Genomic DNA, 17,443 nt, shown 5'->3' with positions numbered 1-17,443 from the left:
GTTACGTTATAACATCGCGGGCGGGTTTTCTTCATCCGTACAATCGGCCGCGAAAGTCCGTTTGAAACGGACATTTCTCCATCTTTATAATGTCTTTTTGCCCGGTACTTTAAACAGTGCCATTTTTGTCCGTCATGAGCGATCAAAAACGCGATAAGTTAAAGTCAATGCTGGATGAGATTCGGGTAGCTTCATCGTGGATTCCGCATGGACGAGGAAAATGGAATCCGTCCATGCCGCGATCGGCACCAAGGCTTATTCGAAGGAATATCGAGCGTCGCCCGGTCAGCCGGCTGAGGCCGGATGCGCGTCGGCGGCCGGCGGGTTCTTGCGGAAATCGGGATGCAGCGGTCCGAAGGGCATGGCGCCCATGCAGGCCACAAGCGCAAGGCCGGCGATCGCGGACCAGAAAGACAGGACGAAGATATCGGCATAGGCAAGCACGTTTGCCTGGGCATGGATATCAGCCGCAACTGCGGAGAGGGCTTCGAGACTACCGCGATGGCTTGTCCCGAACAGCGTCTCCAACTTTGCCAGCACGCCGTGAAGATTGCTCGACGATCCCGAGATCGGGCCGGTCAGGATATTGGAATGATACTGCTCGCGTTGTCGAAGCCAGGTGTTCAAAAGGCTTAGCGCCAGCTCGACGCTACCGAGCCGGATCACCTGGATATAAGCGGATGCCGCCGTCGAGCGTTTCGGGTCGGAATTGGCAATCAGGTGGACGACCGTCGCGAAGAAGGCGAAGGATTGCCCGGCTGTATGGAGGAGCACCACCGGCAGGAAGTTCAACGGCGCCCATGTAGTGGAGAGGTTTGATCCCCAGAGAGAGCCGAGTGCCATCGCCGATAACCCCATCATGATGCAAAGGCGCGCATCGATCCGGCGCAGCAGGAAGATCGCAAATGCGATGAACAGAAAGACCGGGATGACCGCGCCGAAAATGTAGAGTTCCGAGATGGCGATCGGCCGCAATCCGACGACCGTCTGCAGGAAGCCCGGAATGGAAATCGACGCGCCGGAACTGGCAAAGGTAAAGGCGATGATGATCGCATAGCCAATGCCGATATTGCGCGACAGGATCACGCTCGCATGCGCCCAGGGATTAGCAACGACGCTCTCATTGATGAGGAACCCGATGAAGAGAATCATGCCGCCTGCCAGCAGCGACGTGACGATGCCGGAATTGAACCAGTCCAGCCTGTTGCCCTGATCGAGACCGACATAAATCATGGTCATCGAGCATCCGAGCAGCATCATTCCGCCCCAGTCGGCATCCTTGAGCAGGCTTGAATTGATCTCTTCTTTGGGAGCACCGATGATGAGGAGAAGGGCGATGATCGGCGTGACGATCACATCCTGCCAATAGACCCACTGCCAGCCGAGATAATCATCATAGATGCCGACGAGCACGAAGCCGAGATTCTGCGATAGCGGAACGCGAAGCGCGTAGATCGAAAGGCCGATCAGCCAGTATTTCATGTCGAGATTGCGGAAGATCACCATGATGGTGGCCGGGATGAAGACGCCGAGTAGAAGGGCTCGCACCGCATGCAACGCAAAGAATGCGCCGCCGTCATGGACCATGGGAATGATGAGCGAAACGCAGGCATAGACCAATGTCGTCGGGATCATCACCCGGCGCACGCCGAAAACGGTGGCGAGCCAGGCGACGGCCGATGAAATGAGGATCTGTGGCGCGTTGGCGACGGTGCTGAGCCAGGAGGCTTCGTCGAAGCCAAGCGAGTAGGCGCCGCGGATATCGGGCAGGCCGACGGCAAAGACGCGCGTATCGAAGCCGACGACGAAAGAGGCGAGCAACAGGGCCGTGACGATGAGAAGCGGATGGCTGGTCGTCGTGCCGCTGGTCAGTGGACCAAAGGCGCGCGGAGCCGCACTCATTGGTCCAGGTCCGGCTTGGTATCGACGGTCACGACGGCAGACATTCCGGGCTTCAGCCGATCGACCAGCGGCTGGCCGGGATCGAAGACGATCTTGACCGGGACACGCTGGACGACCTTGGTGTAGTTTCCGGTCGCATTGTCGGGCGGCAGCAGTGCGAAGATCGAGCCACTTGCGGGAGACAGGCCGACGACCTTCCCATGCAGCAACTGGCCAGGGAAAGTGTCGATGGTAACGTCTGCAGATCGGCCCGGCGTGATCCGTGAGAGCTGTGTCTCCTTGAAATTCGCGGTGATATAGACGCTCGGAAGCGGAACTTCCGACACGAGGCTGGTGCCGGCTGCGACGAAATCGCCTTCGTGGGCGAGCCTGCGGCCGATGACGCCATCGAAAGGCGCGTAGATGCGGGCATAGCCCTGGTGGATCAGGGCGGTATCGAGCGACGCCTGGGCGGCATTCACCTGTGCCTGCAGCAGCGGGGATTGCCCGTTCAGGACGTTCAACTGCGCTTTTTGCTGCTCGATCGAAGCCGCCGTCGATCTGACCGAGGCCTGAGCCTGTAGATAGGCGGCTTGTGCCTGCTGCAGCAGCTGTTGCGAGGTCGCGCCGCCAAGGCTGGTCTGACGGTGGAACTCCTGTTCTGTCTGGGTCTGCTGTGCCAGGGCCGATGCGTTCTGCGCTTCAGCTACCTGCACGACAGCCCTTTGGAGTTCGATCTGGTTTGCGAGATTGGCAAGCGATGCATTGGCAGCCGCAAGATTGGCTTTCGAGACGGCGACCGCAGCGTCATATTCCCGCGGGTCGATTTCGGCGAGCAGCTGGCCCTTCGTCACCGTCTGATAATCTGTGACCGGGGTGCCCTGGACAATGCCGCTGATCTGGGCGCTCAGCGTCGAGACATCGGCGCTGACCACGGCATCGTCGGTCGATTGGTGCGATGCGCCTGCCACCCAGCTGTTCCAGTCAACGGTCACGATGGCTACTCCGCCACACACGAGCGCGATGGCGAGAAGGGGGATGGCAAGCCGTCTTAATGACCCCGCGGCTGCCTGGGAGGGGGCAGCCGGCGGAGCGGGAGCTTCAGGCGGTGGAGGCGAGGGGGCGGGCTCGGACGGGCTAAGGCTGGTTATCGTGATCTGCTTGGCCATGGCAGGCTTCACTTCTTGTTGCGGTCAGCGGAAGTCCTTGCTCGAACGCGAACCGGGGCCGGAATGAAAGAGACGTGACCCGTGCCATGGACCTGCAGCCAGTAGCCAAGGGCCATGAAAACCCCGCCACCGATAAGGTTGCCGAGCGTGACCCAGACGAGATTGTGGGCGGCGGCAGCAAGTGTGATGTTTGCGGGATGGTCGCCCATGAGCGCCATCGAGAAGGTGAACATGTTGGCGACGCTGTGTTCATAGCCGGCGGCCACGAAGATGGTGATCGGCCAGAAGATCAGCATGATCTTGGCAGCAGCATTTTCCGTGCGTCCAGCCATCCAGATGGCAAGGCAAACAAGCCAGTTGCAGAGAATGCCGCGGGCAAGAAGCTCGAGCGATCCCGCCGACATCTTGGCCGAGACAATCGAAAAGAACGCTTGGCTTCCGTCGCCCAGAAGCACACCGCCGCCGGCCAGATGGAAGAGACCGGCGAGTGCCACGGCGCCGATCAGGTTGCCGATCCAGGCCGCGATCCAGACAAGGAGCATATCGCCAACACGGCTGCGCCGCGTCAGCACGGCAAGCGGCATATACATCGCGGTTCCTGTGAAGAGCTCGCTGCCGGCAAAGACGACGATTGTCAGAGCCGAGGAGAAGACCACCCCCATGACGAGATGCGCCCAGGCCGGATCGGCATGAGCGCCGGCGGTAAACATGATGATATCGCCGAAACCGATATAGGCGCCGGCCATGGCCGCCCCGATCAGGAAGGCAGGAAAGTGGCTACGGACCTCTTCGGCTTTCTCCTCGCCGGACTGAGCAAAGTGATCAATCGAATCCTGATACATGACAGTACCTCGTCTCTTTGATGATCGAACCGGGCTTCGTCCCGGACGCTCGAGACGTTAGTCGCTCAAGCCGCATTGCTGAATCATACCTACGTCTAGGCTGCCTCCGGGCAGGCCCGGACATGTGTAGTCAGGCTCATAACCTGAAGGCCGCAGGTTCAAATCCTGCCCCCACAACCAAACTTTCCAAATCTCAGGGGCAATCCGGCCCTCATATGTCTGCGTGCAACTGGCCCAGCGCGGTGGGGCAACGGCGGCTATCCTGCGCCATCTACCCACGCTATCGGGAGCGAGGAAGGCGCACTGTCGATTGCGATCGCCCTTATGGGACGACGCGAAAATTGGTGTGCACTTCGCTTAGCTTCCGGCGTGTAGTCGGGCTATCGACAATCAGGTCCTCCCTGCCCAGAAACTTTCATCCCCCACAGGGGAATATTCTGACCGGAGAATAACGGGTAGTTGCAGCTACTCATCCCGATTGCTCACCCAAGGCGCGAAGTGAGGTTTCGGTGCCATCGCGGATATTACTGCGATGCCTTTGATCCGATTTCAGGCCTGCCACCCTTGGCTTGCCTACCGACAGCAGTTGCACGCTTGCCTGCTAAAGGAGACGATGCCATGCCAATCACCTTGAGTGAGCGGAACGAGTTCTTTCTTTATCAAGGCACGAATTCGATAGTGCCATTTCTCCGTTTTCCGGCCGTCCTCAGAGATCGCTTCCGGCGTTGCGACTTTGGGAGGCCACAGGACCGTTCGCGAGGCCTCCAGCGAAACATTTGGGTTTGCTTTCAGCAACTCATTTCTAACTGCCTTTCGCGCGCAGTTCAGTGAGATTCACGCCCACAAGAAGCCATCATCGCAGAATCGCCGATCCGAGGCTTGACAATTTCACAGGCGCTTGCCCCGCTGAGCCAGACCGTTCTTATTTCCGGAGAATTTCATGGTATTCACTTCAACTATCTCTCATTTCGGGTCTCTGGTTCTGCGTGCCGGAGCTCTGGTCTTGTTTTCGGAAAGCCATGTGTTGGCGCAGGACCAAGCCGCTACAGTGAAGGGCGACCGCCTCTTGGTGGTTGACGAGCACGGCCTAACGCTCCAATCCGCTGACGGAGGCATAAAATTCCACCTCGGCGGTCGTCTGCACGCTGATTTTGGAACCGGTGGCAGTTCGGCTGTTACCGACGAGTTTCCCAAGCATGCCGATATTCGGCGTTTTTGGTTCGAGCCGAAGATCACGATCTACGACGACTTGATTTTGAATCTTCAGTACGACTTCAGCAGTGACACGACCCCAATCAACAATCTGCTCGCAAGCTACAAGGGCTTTTCCCCGTTCACGATAACTGTCGGCAATTTCAAGGAGCCCTTCAGCCTCGACGAGCTCACATCCAACAATGATATCATGTTCATGGAGCGTTCGCTTGCGTCCGCGTTTGCCTCCGGGCCTGCCGGGCGCAACACGGGTGCGGCCGTCGGCACACACGGGGAGAACTGGACAATTTCCGTGGGCGTCTTCGGGGGCAACATCAATCACAGCGTCGACGGGGTAGGTCTTGAAGGAACGATTCGCGCGACCTATGCGCCGATCATGAACTCACACGAGGTTCTCCATTTCGGCATTTCAGCGAACTACCACTCGCTCGCGAACAATGTCGGCGCCTCGTTCTCCACCACGCCGGAGAGCTTCCTGTTCAATCCCGATCTCGTCAAGACGGGCAAGATCGAAGACGCGAGTGCAATCGGCCGCCTGGGCCTGGAATTTGCCTGGGCCAGTGGTCCTTTGCGCATGCAGGCCGAATACATCGCAACTCAGGTCGATTGCGACACGAAACCGGACGCGTTCTTCCAGGGAGGATACCTGCAAGGGGGCTGGGTCCTCAACGGCGATGCGGCGCCCTATGTGGTCGAGGCCGATACGGCAACCGAGGTTGGCATATTCAAGCGGGTCCAGCCGAGACCGGACCAACGGGTGACGCATGGCGGGGCTGGCGTGTTCGAAGCCGTCGCTCGTTACTCCGTTATCGACCTTGCGAGCCACGACATTCGGGGCGGTGTTCAGCAAGACGTGACGCTTGGCCTGAACTGGTATCCTGAACCCTATGCCCGCTTGATGGCGAACTACATCCACGCATGGGCCGATCCGACCGCCCGCAGCATCGGCGGCAGCGATGGGCAGGCGGATATCTTCCAGTTGCGGGCGCAGATCGCATTTTAGAAGTAATCATTTGTGCGAGCAGATCCGGAGAAAACAAGGGCAGCGTTGCACAAAAAAAGCCGGATGTCCCGCAGTCCATTGTAACCGACCCGGGTTGCCGCGCTTGGAATATTTCCTGATTCGGGAAAGACCAATTCTCCCGCTTGTTCCTCCGTCATTCGCCTACTTGCCGGATGAAGGTGTCACTCCGCCGAGTACTCCGACGACATAGAGGAGCGCCCGTCGTGCTTCCGGGACAGGGATGGCCTTGGGCGAGATGTCTACGATTAAGTCCGTGCACTGCATCCGGAGAGTGCCGTGCCGCAACCGTTTGTTGTCGTGATTTGAACGTGAATAAGCCGTCCCTTATGAAAGCTCTGACGGGGGCAGAGTCGAATACGTTGCCGCTAACAAACGTCGGCAATATGCAAATGTCGAGTCAATGCAGATGAATGTCCAACGATACCGCAAGAAACGCAAATGGCACGAACTTGATCTCTTGTGCCGAGCGGGAGCGGGGATCGGACCTATCGCGCCTGCCGCCTGCCGTATAGTCCGGGAACTTGTGGGGGCCGACTCCGTCTTGCTGTTCTGGCTCGATCAGAACGGTCTGCCCGCGGGCCTTTTCTACGAAAGCACCGCAGATTGTGCGATTGAGGTGTTCGGTGATGATTACCATCGGTTCTTTTCGGATCCATCGGAGCTCAATTCCCCGAACTTGCCTACGGAGAATGAAGATCCTGTCGGAATCCTGATGAATCCGAGGCGGGATTATTTTTGTTCCAAAACCTTCAACCTTATGGTCAAGGCCAGTGCAAACCTCCATTCCGTTGATTTGAAGGTCGACATTGAAAGTCAGACACGAGCGGTTGTAATGCTGTTTCGCACCGGGCAAAAGCCGTTTGAGGAACACGACGCATCGTATTTCAGACAGGCGCTCCCCTACCTGCGACACGCTATCGAACGGCACTCCCCGGAGGGGCCGTGGGAGCGACGCTATGCGCCCGGCCATATGCTTGTCGATTGGTCTGGCACAAAGTTGCTGGCGGTGAGCGATGAAGCATCCCGCCTTCTTCACGCGTGCGCGATCGTCGGGCAGGACATCCGCGTTACAGCTTCCGCGACGCTGCCACCGCGATTTGCCGAGGACCTTTGTCGTCGGCTGGAGACGGCGGGTGTGACAAGCGATATCCTGGACATTCCGTGGGGTCGGCTTCGCGCTACAGCAACCCAGATGCATGAATTCTCAACAGAGGGTACGAAACGGGTGCTCATCTCGCTCGATATGGAGGTGCCCAAACGCCTTCGGATTATACATGCGATCCTGGATATGCCGCTGTCGCCGCTTCAACGCTTGATCGCACAGGTCGCTGCAGAGGACGGCTCGCGTGCAGACTGCCTGAGTTCGACGGGGATTAGTAAGGAGGCGCTCAAGAAGCATCTTTCCGTTATTTACCGGGTAGTCGGTGTGAATTCGTGGGAAGACTTGGCGATGGCGCTGCAGCGGCCGCGGAACTCGCCGGGAAATTCGACACCTCTGTGAATCACCGATGTTCCGCGAAATCTGATAGCGGAATTGATATGCCCCATCAGGGCATAGCGCGGTGATGCTGCAGGATCGATTCCGTCTCTTTAGAATTGAACGCCACACCGCGCGCTTCGATTTGTTCGCGCGGCGATGATCGCTGAACGACACAGTGCGGAAGTCGGGTCTTCGTCACAGCTGAAGTGCATTTAGCTGGACACGCATCCAGAAACTTTTCATCCCCCACAGGGGAATATTTTGACCGGAGAATAACGGGTAGTTGCAGCTACTCATCCCGATTGTTCACCCAAGGCGCGAAGTGAGGTTTCGGTGCCATCGCGGATATTACTGCGATGCCTTTGATCCGATTTCAGGCTTGCCACCCTTGGCTTGCCTACCGACAGCAGTTGCACGCTTGCCTGCTACAGGAGACGACTGCCATGCCAATCACCTTGAGTGAGTGGAACGAGTTCTTTCTTTATCGAGGCACGAATTCGATAGTGCCATTTCTCCGCTTTCCGGCCGTCCTCAGAGATCGCTTCCGGCGTTGCGACTTTGAGAGGCCACATGACCGTTCGCGAGGTCTCCAGCGAAACATTTGGGTTTGCTTTCAGCAACTCACTTCTAACTGCGCTTTCGCGCGCAGTTCAGTGAGATTTCACGCCCGCAACAAGCCATCACCGCAGAATCCGAGGCTTGGCAATTCACAGGCGCTTGCCCTGCTGAGCCAGACCGTTCTTATTCCCGGAGAATTTCATGGTATTAAAAGTATCTGAGGCAGTGGCGATGCCGAAAAATCACGCCATCCGCTACGGACTTATGGTTCTTGTAATTGCTGTCACGCTACCGATAGCGCTAACTCTCAATAGCTTCCATGTTCCCACGGCCTTTGCGACCATGTTGCTCGCCGTCATGTTTTCTGTGTGGAGATTTGGTATAGGGCCCGGCTTAGTGGCTTCGGTGTTCACGATTTTCAGCACTAGGTTCTTTCTGCTGGAGCCCCTTTATTCAATCGATCCCTTCGCTCTGCCCGACGAGGAACTGCATATATTTCTCCTTTTTAGCGAGGCTATCCTGCTACTCTGGCTGCTTGGCTCGGCGCAACGACGCGTCCAGGAAAAGCTGAGAGCAAGCGAAGCATATTTGACAGATGCCCAGGCCCTGAGCCAGACCGGAAGCGTGAGCTTCATTGTGCCTGATGGCGAAGTCTTCTGGTCCGCGCAGGCATACCGAGTGCTAGGATACAGCAGCGACACCTCACCAAGCGTGCAGCGCATGATTGCACGTGTACATCCCGGCGATATCGCTTTGGCACAGAGCCGGTTCTTCCAACTGACTGAGCCTGCGAAACGCATCGATTTCGAACATCGGATCGTGATGCCAGATGGTACCGTTAAGCAGCTTGCTGTACTTGGTAAGGCCGAACTCGAACAGGGCGGAAAGATCCGGGTTTCGGCGGCGGTTATGGATGTAACCGAGGCCAAACGCATAAGTGGGTCGCTACAGAAGTCTCAAGCCGAGCTTGCCCATGTCACCAGGTTGACTGCGATGGGAGAGCTGGTTGCCTCCATTAGCCACGAAATAAATCAACCGCTCGCCGCGATTAAGTTGAATGCAGAGACCGGCGTAAGGTGGCTCGACCGAGAACCGCCTCAATTGGACAACGTCCGTCTGAGTCTGTCCCGCATCATCGACAATGCAGCGCGCGCTGGAGCTTTGATCTCCAATCTCCGGAATATGACCAAAAAGGCAGAGGTCCAAACGAGGCCCCTTGATCTAAACCATGTCGTGGCCGACGTCGTACAAATCCTGCAGCGGGAAGCCCAGGACAGAAACATCCGGTGCACGATTGATCTGGAGTCGAATCTGAAGCTGGTGAAAGCCGACAAGGTACAACTACAGCAGATCCTCGTGAATTTCTTGATGAACGGTTTCGATGCCATGGCAACGACTCCGGAGAGCGAGCGTCAGATATCAATCCGTTCGCGAAATTGTGAGGACAGTGTTGCCGTTGAAGTCCAGGATGCGGGGCTTGGGATTCCGGAGGGGGTCGCGGGCCGGCTGTTCGACGCCTTCTTCACCACAAAGCTTCATGGCATGGGCATAGGGCTGTCCATCTGTCGAACGATCGCGGAAGCTCATGGCGGTAAAGTCGAGGCGTTCAACAACGAGGACAGGGGTGCGACATTTCGTATTGTCCTTCCACAGGCTTCGGCGCTGGTCGTTTGAAAGAACTGCCAAACCTGGTCGTCGCTGACGTCCTGGACCGTAGTTTTTTCATCGGGACAGTATGACGGCCTTAAAAGACCGTGGCCAAATACCTGGCAATATCACCTCCGAAAGAGCGTACTGTCGGTTCGGTTCCCTTCAAGAGCTGGCATAGGCCGATCGGGATTTGTTGAGATGGGAGAGTAGATCCGTCCGGTGGGAGCGAAAATCTCACTTCGCTCAAGACACGCAAAAATCAGCAGTGTTAGGCGACATCGGGAAGATCAGGAGCATCGCGGCGGTGGCCACATTCCCACATATGTGTTAATGTGGTTTTTCTAAGTTCAGGAGCACGTCAGATGAGCCGATTGACGATCGACATAACGGACCAGCAACATCAAAGCCTGAAGGCGCTCGCCGCTTTGCAGGGCAAGACAATCAAGCAGTACGCGCTCGAGCGCCTCTTTCCCGGTGACACAGATGGAGAACGAGCCTGGGAGGAGCTGAAGACGTTGATGAAGACGCGCATCAATGACGGGCTCGCCGGAAAATTGTCGGCCAAAACCGTAGGTGAGATCCTCGACGAGGAGATTGCCGAGGATCGTGCTTGAGGGCCTACATTCTTACCGCAGAGGCGGAATCGGATCTACGTTCGGTAATCCGCTACACACGTGCGCAATGGGGTGCTGCCCAAGTACGCCGCTACGTCTCAGCTTTGGAGCGAGGTATCGCAAACCTGGCTGAGGGCAAAGGTCCTTTCAAGGATATGAGCGCGCTTCATCCGGCGTTACGAATGGCGCGGTGCGAACATCACTACGTCTTTTGTCTGCGTCGCGAGGATGCACCCGCCCTGATTGTGGCGATTTTTCATGAACGAATGGATCTCATGCAGCGTTTGGCCGGCCGTCTGAATGAATGATCTTTCGGCGAAGGCGAGATTGCCTGAGCGCTAGGTCCATAGGTCATTGTTATCGCGTGGTTAGAAGCGGGATCGCCGGTTCAGATCCCATCAAGGCGGTGGAACTGAGCGACGCTTATTTAAGGGGGCTTAACTTAGCTTCTTCCTTATTAAAAAAAACGGCGCCTTGCTTAAATAGCGGTTGAAAATCATACTCACGCCATGTCTGATTCCGAGCCTAATCAGCGGTATGGCCGCTTTGTCGAAACCTCTGTGGCCGGCGAGTCTGTGCGGGCATTCGTGCCTCCGCCTTTGCCACCGGTACCTTCCATCGATGTGCTTTCACTCTTGGAGCGACTTAGCTTAGCAGAGCGAGCGCTTGGACGGTTGGATGGCATCACAATGCTGCTCCCGCGTCAGGAGCTCTTTCTTTATATGTACGTTAGAAAAGAGGCTGTCTTATCCTCACAGATCGAAGGGACGCAGTCGACGCTTTCCGATCTGCTACGTTTTGAGATGGAAGCGCAGGCCGGGCAACCAATCGATGATATTCGCGAAGTCTCAAATTACGTCGATGCAATGATGTATGGTCTGGAGCGGTTACAAGACCTTCCGATGTCGCTACGCCTAATACGTGAAATGCATGCGCGATTGCTGCAGAGTGGACGCGGAGGCACAAAAAACCCGGGAGAATTTCGGCGATCACAGAACTGGATTGGAGGCACGCGACCGGGCAACGCACTCTTTGTACCGCCACCGGTCAGTGAGATGGATGGCTGTCTAAATGCGCTCGAGCATTTCATGCATGAGGACCGCTCCCGTCTGCCTGCGCTCATAAAGGCCGGTCTTCTGCACGTTCAATTTGAAACAATCCATCCGTTTTTGGACGGCAATGGGCGGATTGGCCGTCTACTGGTGACGCTATACCTTTGCATGAACGGTGTATTGCGTAAGCCTCTGCTTTATCTGAGCCTTTATCTAAAAACCCATCGCGCAGAATACTATCGTCTGCTTCAAGAAGTTCGTGAGCAGGGCAATTGGGAGGGGTGGCTTGAATTCTTCCTCACTGGCGTAGCCGACACTGCCAACCAGGCGTTTGAGGCCGCCACTCGCATCGTAGACGTGTTTAAGGAAGACCGCGAAACAATCACGACCAAAAGCGACCGAGCCGGCTCGGCGCTTCGCATCCATGATCTTTTCCAGCAAAACCCTTTCCTGACGCCCGGGCAACTCGCTGAACTGACGGGCCTATCGGCTCCAACAGTCAACGCAGCACTGACAGACCTGGAACGTTTTGGAGTGCTCGAGGAGGTGACCGGCCGGAAGCGAGGACGTGTCTTCAGCTATAGGCGGTACCTGGCGATCCTCAGTGAAGGCACTGATCCGTTGCCCGCAACCTCGTAAAAAACTTAGCGTTCTAGGGGAGCGCGGCTGATTACATTTTTATCATGGTTTTGTCAGAATAGCGACTTCCATCAAACACGACATCAATGAAAACAATAGGATAAAGGCGCGAGCGAACGGCCTCTTATATCAGAAGCAGGCTGACTATGGCTTTTCCGCCAGCCTGAGGTTGTTTCCCAAATTTCGCTAATTCCACAGATTTACAACTAAATGCATTGTCGCCTCCAAGCAAACCGTTTGCCAGCCAGAACGATTAAGCGAGCGGGACTTGTGGTTGTTTTCACAATTTAACTTTAAAAGCCAAGGAGGCTAAAATGAAGCTAGTAAACAAGGTCGCTTTCATCACTGGCGGCTCGTCGGGTATCGGTCTGGAGACTGCAAAGTTGTTCCAGGCAGAAGGTGCGAATGTCGTTCTGGTCAGCTCCAACGAGGAGCGTCTGGCTGCAGCTGGCAAAGAACTTGACGGCGAGGCTCTTCTCGTTCGAGCCGATATCCGCAAGGTCGCCGATATCGAACGTGCGGTCGAAGAAACCCGCACGAAGTTTGGTCGCATCGATGTCGTGTTCGCCAATGCCGGTGCCACCACTGCCGCACCTCTCGAAGCTGCAACCGAAGAATATGTTGCTGAAAACGTTGCGCTCAACTTCACCGGCACGTTCTTCACGATCCAGAAGACGGCTCCGATCATCGCTGACAGCGGTAGCATCATCGTCACCACCTCGTTCCTGAACACGATTGGTTATCCCGGCCTCTCGATCCTCGCTGCCACCAAGGCTGCAACGCGCTCACTGGTCCGCACCCTGGGTGCAGAACTGGCGCCTCGTGGTATCCGTGTGAATGCTGTCAGCCCCGGCGCGATCGCTACGCCGTTTTACGGCAAGATCGGCCTGCCTGATTCCGTCCTTTCAGAAGTGGCCGCAGGAATCACGCAGAAGATCGGTCTGAAGCGCTTCGGCGGAGCCGCCGAACTCGCAAAAGCCGTTCTATTTTTGGCGTCCGACGACTCGTCTTACACAACCGGCGCAGAACTGGTGATTGACGGTGGGTTGACCCAGTTCTAACGGGCTTTTGTCACGTCATCGCCAACTTGGCCCGCGGTCTAGGCATTTCTGCGGATGGCGGGCCGTTCGCTTACAAACAGCGAGCCCCATAAATTGGATCCGCTCCTGGCCTGACCCGTTGGCCGGCTGAAAAGGAGCGGTCGCCGCCGCTTGATGAATGTGTGGCCGCAGCGGCGAAACTAATCCTCGACGTCTCGCTTACCTCCAGCAACTCCATGGATTTGATCACACCGATGTCGCCGCTAAACTGATGGGATGCGCCCGAAATCGGCCAGCGCCGCGCGAAGTTTCGGCGTAGCGAAATCGAGGAACCGGCGCAGTTTGACTGGCATTATATTTTGCGAGAGATGGACCAGATTAACCGGTATCGGTTCGACTTCGAACGCTTGCAAGATAAACTGCAGCTTCCCCGCGTTCACGGCGTCGGCCACGTCGTGCTCAAGTACAAGGGTCGCCCCAACCCCATCAATTGCGGCATCGGCGGCAGCGTCCGGCGACGACACAAGCAATCTTGGCACATCGGCGACTGTAAAGATGTCTCCTGTAGCAGGGTTGCGGAAGCGCCACGGCGACAGATATGGGCTGTCAAATACCACGCAAGGATAATCACTCAGCTCCTCTGGCGTTTTCGGCACGCCGTGAGTTTCCAAGAGAGCCGGGCTGGCCGCGACCACCACTCGCAAAGTTCCCACTCTGGTTGCAACCAACCCGCTATCGCGTAGGCGTCCAATCCGGATTGCGACATCCGTATGTGAATCGACGAGATCGACATTGCGGTCAGACTGCACAAGCTTGATGCGTATTTCAGGGTATAAACTGAGAAATTGAGTGATAACTGGCAAAACGCGTAGTCGCGCAACCTGGACAGGTGTGGTCACGACAAGCTCGCCGCGTGGGGCGGTAAACTCGCCAGCAGCGCGACGCTCCTGCTCATCGACCTGCTCCAGGATATGTCTCGCGGAGGCAACGTATGCGGTCCCTGCGTCGGTCAATTCGAGCTTTCGGGTCGTCCTGACGAGTAGCTTCGTACCAACCAGTGTCTCAAGGTCGTTGACGTTTCGCGTGAGGGTAGCGACGGGGACGCGCATTTTTCTTGCAGCCGCCGACAGGCTTCCCTCCTCGACCGAGGACACCAGCATCGCCATCGCTTGTAGTCGATCCAAATGAATCACCAGAATTAGAACACAATTACGAAATTAGCTTGCCCACTCCATTTGGGGAACCTCTGGTTGGATCTGCTGTGGGCTTGTCGCAAACATTGGCTGTGACTCCCAATTGCTGCGGTTGGGCGAGGTTTTCGCTGATCCATCGGAGGATCAGCATATGCAACATCGATTTCAGCGCGCGATCCTACCTCCGGCTTGTTCCAGGAGAGTATCAGGTACACCGCCGGCCTGTTCAGGGATTAACTTGTCGACTGATCTGATCCCATCAAGGCGAGGGTTTGCGCTAAGGCTCGTCGAGTGCTTCTTTGCGTTCGCAACAGCCTACGAAAGCTGGCACCATTGAATTCCCCGCTAATGAGCATTCCCGGCCGTGGACGAACCGCGAACGGAAACATGAAGAGAGGCGGCTTCTATGATCCGCTCACGCGTGCCCTAACCGTACGCTCCGAGCCACTACTCCTAACGGTCAGCTCGATCTGCGAGCCCACTGGCGTGAGACCTATGCGATTGCGCAGATCGGCAGCGCCATGAACTTGCCGACCATCGACAGCTGCCACCACGTCACCCGGTTTTAAACCCGCTGCAGCGGCCGGGGATCCCTGTTCAACCGCGGCGATCAGCGCGCCGCCCGCGTCTTCCAGCCCGAGCGACGCTGCGATATCGGAATCGATATCCTGGATCGCCACGCCGAGCTTGCCGCGAATGACCTCGCCATGCTGGATCAGCTGAGTCATCACCAATCTTGCGATCTTGCCAGGCACCGCAAACCCGATACCGATGTTGCCGCCGGCTGGGCTCAGTATTGCGGAGTTGATCCCTGCCAGCCGGCCGTCGAAAGTCACCAGCGCGCCACCCGAGTTGCCTGGATTGATCGAGGCGTCCGTCTGGATAAAATCCTCATAACCTTCTCGGCTGAGACCGCTTCGGCCAAGCGCGCTGACAATTCCGGACGTGACGGTCTGACCCAGCCCGAAGGGATTGCCGATCGCCACAACATAATCGCCAACGCGCAATGCGTCCGAGTCACCGAAAGGCAACGCTGTCAGATTGCGGGCCGGTATCTGGAGAACCGCAATGTCGGTACCCTTGTCGGAGCCGACAAGCTTTGCATCCAGCCGCCTTCCATCCTTCAGCGTCACGAGGATCTTGCGGGCATTTGCGACGACATGATGGTTCGTCAGGACGTAGCCGCGTGTTGCATCGACAATGACGCCCGATCCGGCGCTCAGTCGCGGCTCCGCCTGAGGTCGATCCGGAAGGTTGAAGTAGCGGCGGAAATAGGGGTCGCTGTAGAGCGGGTTATCCTCTTCGGGGGCCTGCGAGACAACCGAGATGTTGACGACTGCCGGCGTTACCTTCTCCAGCATCGGAGCAAGCGTCGGCACGCTGCCGCCGATCCCGGGCACGAATTGCGCCTGGGCTGGCAAGCCGCCAATGAGCAGGGAGACGGTGAAGACGATGATCAATGGCCTGATGAGCTTAACGAACGCAGACATGGTCCCTCCTTCGTTTTGAACATGCTGACGCAGAAAAAAGCCGGAGGACGTCCTCCGGCTTTTTCCTTAATGTTTGATCGCGATACGTTTGACCTGCGACTGCGCCTTCTCGTCCTTGGGCAAGGTCACAGTCAGCACGCCGTTTCGGAAGCGCGCTTCGACCTCGTCTTCCTTGACTTCGACGGTGAGCGGAATATGGCGCTCGAAGCGGCCATAGTAGCGCTCAGTAAACTGGCGATCCTTGTCTTCGGTCTCCGAGCGCTTCTCGCCCTTCAGCGTCAACACGCCGTCATTCAGGAGGACCTCGATGTCCTTCTCCTCCAGGCCGGGGACTTCGGCCGTGATCCTGATCTCCTTGTCGGTGTCGGAGATCTCGACGCTTGGCCAGCCGGAACCGAGGCCGGAAGTGCTGGTAAACGACGGCAGACCGGAGCCGAAGCCGCGGAAGACGTCGTCGAACAGGCGGTTTACTTCGCGATGCAGCGACAGGAAGGGATCACGGTCGTCATCGCGTGGAAGACCTGGAACCTGATTGCCATTGCTTCGGCCCCAGGGAATCAAATCACGAACACTCATGTTTCTTCTCCTTATCTTGTGGTTCATTCGGCAAAGCTTCGCTGCCGGCCCCAGGCGTCGCTCAGGGCCTTGTGCGCGCATTCGCGCCGAGGATGGCTTAAGCCGCTTGCTTGTTGGCTTCGATCTGCTTTGTCTCAGTCATAGGCAGCGCTTCGCCGGTGCTGATCGCGATCTGGCGCGGTTTCATCTCCTCGGGGATTTCGCGCTTGAGATCGATGGTCAGCAGACCGTTGACGAGGCCAGCACCCACGACTTTGACGTGGTCGGCAAGTTCGAACCGTCGTTGGAACGAGCGGCCGGCGATGCCCCGATGCAGATACTGTACATCGTCAGCATTTGCCTTCTGGCCGAATACGAAGAGCATGCTCTGATCCTGCGTGATCGTCAGTTCGTCCTGCGAAAAGCCGGCCACTGCCATGGCAATGCGATACGCGCCTTCACCGGACTTGACGATGTCGTAGGGCGGCCAGTTGTCGATCGTTTCGACGCGGCTTGCAGCTTCGAGCGCATTCATCATTCGGTCGAAGCCAATGCTCGACCGGAACAGGGGAGAGAAATCGAGGTTTGTTCTCATAGCCATATCCTCCTTTCAAGCAACATGGATACAAGAAGACGCCAAGAGCAAATGGCGCCTCCTGGACTTGCCGATCCCCTTTGGGCGACCGGACAATAGTGATATAATTCAGTAGCTTGTAGTTTCAAGAACGTTGGATTTGCTCGGTAGAAAAATTTGATTTTTTCTGTTTGGACCACCAGATTCCTGTGATGAAACAAAAGGAGTAATGGGTATGACAATGACCTCCGAAGACGTCATCGCCATCCTCGGACCTGTCGACGAAACTTTGATAGCTGATGTGGTGGCAACTGGTGCCAACCAGGCTGAACTGGCGGAAGCCTTCGCATGGGTCAACTGCGACGAGGCGTTGATGAGTGAACGGCGGCCTCTGCCGACAGGCAGGACCGCCTTGGTGATCGACCTTCTCGTCTCAGACCAAGAGGAGTTGGAGTAGGCAAGCCGCCCGT

General features: G+C 56.9%; 14 protein-coding genes and 1 pseudogene. 8 read left to right on the top strand and 7 right to left on the bottom strand.

The genetic code is table 11. From position 1 onward, the window contains the following. Nucleotides 1-285 precede the first annotated feature (285 nt). The 3 genes from H4W29_RS27655 to H4W29_RS27645 are packed head-to-tail and all read right to left on the bottom strand — an operon-like array spanning nt 286 to nt 3,892. Nucleotides 286-1,902: an MFS transporter gene (locus tag H4W29_RS27655; protein ID WP_192731997.1), complete on the bottom strand. Its 1,617-nt coding sequence runs from the start codon at nt 1,900-1,902 to the stop codon at nt 286-288. After that, a complete protein-coding gene (locus H4W29_RS27650; RefSeq protein WP_192731996.1) occupies nt 1,899-3,050 on the bottom strand; it encodes an HlyD family secretion protein in 1,152 nt (383 codons plus the stop codon). Before H4W29_RS27650 ends, H4W29_RS27655 begins: the two co-directional genes overlap by 4 nt. A gap of 8 nt (nt 3,051-3,058) precedes the next feature. Further along, a complete protein-coding gene (locus tag H4W29_RS27645) occupies nt 3,059-3,892 on the bottom strand; it encodes a formate/nitrite transporter family protein (RefSeq protein WP_192731995.1) in 834 nt (277 codons plus the stop codon). A 940-nt stretch (nt 3,893-4,832) separates the two neighbouring features. Between H4W29_RS27645 and H4W29_RS27640 the strand changes: the two genes are divergently transcribed. The 7 genes from H4W29_RS27640 to H4W29_RS27610 all read left to right on the top strand — a co-directional run bounded on the left by H4W29_RS27640 (nt 4,833) and on the right by H4W29_RS27610 (nt 13,182). Beyond that, nucleotides 4,833-6,107, top strand: coding sequence for an OprO/OprP family phosphate-selective porin (locus H4W29_RS27640; RefSeq protein WP_192731994.1), 1,275 nt, complete (start codon nt 4,833-4,835; stop codon nt 6,105-6,107). Between the two features lie 562 nt (nt 6,108-6,669). Further along, nucleotides 6,670-7,629, top strand: a complete 960-nt coding sequence (locus H4W29_RS27635; protein WP_192731993.1) for a hypothetical protein — start codon at nt 6,670-6,672, stop codon at nt 7,627-7,629. A 738-nt stretch (nt 7,630-8,367) separates the two neighbouring features. Further along, on the top strand, nt 8,368-9,840 hold the full coding sequence (locus H4W29_RS27630) for an ATP-binding protein (protein WP_192731992.1): 1,473 nt from the start codon (nt 8,368-8,370) through the stop codon (nt 9,838-9,840). A 338-nt stretch (nt 9,841-10,178) separates the two neighbouring features. After that, the gene (locus H4W29_RS27625; protein WP_192731991.1) at nt 10,179-10,430 is read left to right on the top strand and encodes a type II TA system antitoxin, ParD family; all 252 of its coding nucleotides are present in this window, start codon (nt 10,179-10,181) and stop codon (nt 10,428-10,430) included. Next, a complete protein-coding gene (locus H4W29_RS27620) occupies nt 10,427-10,738 on the top strand; it encodes a type II toxin-antitoxin system RelE/ParE family toxin (protein ID WP_192731990.1) in 312 nt (103 codons plus the stop codon). Before H4W29_RS27625 ends, H4W29_RS27620 begins: the two co-directional genes overlap by 4 nt. Nucleotides 10,739-10,939: 201 nt before the next feature. Next, nucleotides 10,940-12,121 carry a Fic family protein gene (locus H4W29_RS27615; RefSeq protein WP_192731989.1) on the top strand — a complete coding sequence of 394 codons (1,182 nt, stop codon included), beginning with the start codon at nt 10,940-10,942 and terminating at the stop codon, nt 12,119-12,121. Nucleotides 12,122-12,435: 314 nt separating this feature from the next. After that, nucleotides 12,436-13,182, top strand: coding sequence for an SDR family oxidoreductase (locus tag H4W29_RS27610; RefSeq protein WP_192731988.1), 747 nt, complete (start codon nt 12,436-12,438; stop codon nt 13,180-13,182). A gap of 242 nt (nt 13,183-13,424) precedes the next feature. Here the strand turns inward: H4W29_RS27610 and H4W29_RS27605 are convergent, their stop codons facing one another. The 4 genes and pseudogenes from H4W29_RS27605 to H4W29_RS27590 all read right to left on the bottom strand — a co-directional run bounded on the left by H4W29_RS27605 (nt 13,425) and on the right by H4W29_RS27590 (nt 16,994). Further along, a complete protein-coding gene (locus H4W29_RS27605; protein WP_192731987.1) occupies nt 13,425-14,327 on the bottom strand; it encodes a LysR family transcriptional regulator in 903 nt (300 codons plus the stop codon). Nucleotides 14,328-14,767: 440 nt separating this feature from the next. Continuing rightward, a pseudogene (locus H4W29_RS27600) lies at nt 14,768-15,844 on the bottom strand (Do family serine endopeptidase); the annotation flags it as partial. A gap of 66 nt (nt 15,845-15,910) precedes the next feature. Further along, nucleotides 15,911-16,420 (bottom strand): Hsp20/alpha crystallin family protein, encoded by a 510-nt coding sequence (locus H4W29_RS27595; RefSeq protein WP_192731985.1) that lies wholly within the window; start codon nt 16,418-16,420, stop codon nt 15,911-15,913. 97 nt (nt 16,421-16,517) lie between these two features. Next, the gene (locus H4W29_RS27590) at nt 16,518-16,994 is read right to left on the bottom strand and encodes an Hsp20 family protein (RefSeq protein ID WP_008532959.1); all 477 of its coding nucleotides are present in this window, start codon (nt 16,992-16,994) and stop codon (nt 16,518-16,520) included. A gap of 214 nt (nt 16,995-17,208) precedes the next feature. Here H4W29_RS27590 and H4W29_RS27585 point away from each other — a divergent pair, with 214 nt between their 5' ends. Continuing rightward, on the top strand, nt 17,209-17,430 hold the full coding sequence (locus H4W29_RS27585) for a hypothetical protein (RefSeq protein WP_008532960.1): 222 nt from the start codon (nt 17,209-17,211) through the stop codon (nt 17,428-17,430). Nucleotides 17,431-17,443 lie beyond the last annotated feature (13 nt).

Source organism: Rhizobium viscosum, assembly GCF_014873945.1.
GTDB lineage: Bacteria > Pseudomonadota > Alphaproteobacteria > Rhizobiales > Rhizobiaceae > Rhizobium > Rhizobium viscosum.
This window is presented reverse-complemented; position numbering and strand designations above follow the sequence as displayed.

Coding starts and splice junctions, on each gene's coding strand:
- H4W29_RS27655 (WP_192731997.1), bottom strand. CDS start 1,902: ATGAGTGCGGCTCCGCGCGCCTTTGGTCCACTGACCAGCGGCACGACG.
- H4W29_RS27650 (WP_192731996.1), bottom strand. CDS start 3,050: ATGGCCAAGCAGATCACGATAACCAGCCTTAGCCCGTCCGAGCCCGCC.
- H4W29_RS27645 (WP_192731995.1), bottom strand. CDS start 3,892: ATGTATCAGGATTCGATTGATCACTTTGCTCAGTCCGGCGAGGAGAAA.
- H4W29_RS27640 (WP_192731994.1), top strand. CDS start 4,833: ATGGTATTCACTTCAACTATCTCTCATTTCGGGTCTCTGGTTCTGCGT.
- H4W29_RS27630 (WP_192731992.1), top strand. CDS start 8,368: ATGGTATTAAAAGTATCTGAGGCAGTGGCGATGCCGAAAAATCACGCC.
- H4W29_RS27625 (WP_192731991.1), top strand. CDS start 10,179: ATGAGCCGATTGACGATCGACATAACGGACCAGCAACATCAAAGCCTG.
- H4W29_RS27615 (WP_192731989.1), top strand. CDS start 10,940: ATGTCTGATTCCGAGCCTAATCAGCGGTATGGCCGCTTTGTCGAAACC.
- H4W29_RS27610 (WP_192731988.1), top strand. CDS start 12,436: ATGAAGCTAGTAAACAAGGTCGCTTTCATCACTGGCGGCTCGTCGGGT.
- H4W29_RS27605 (WP_192731987.1), bottom strand. CDS start 14,327: ATGGCGATGCTGGTGTCCTCGGTCGAGGAGGGAAGCCTGTCGGCGGCT.
- H4W29_RS27595 (WP_192731985.1), bottom strand. CDS start 16,420: ATGAGTGTTCGTGATTTGATTCCCTGGGGCCGAAGCAATGGCAATCAG.
- H4W29_RS27590 (WP_008532959.1), bottom strand. CDS start 16,994: ATGAGAACAAACCTCGATTTCTCTCCCCTGTTCCGGTCGAGCATTGGC.
- H4W29_RS27585 (WP_008532960.1), top strand. CDS start 17,209: ATGACAATGACCTCCGAAGACGTCATCGCCATCCTCGGACCTGTCGAC.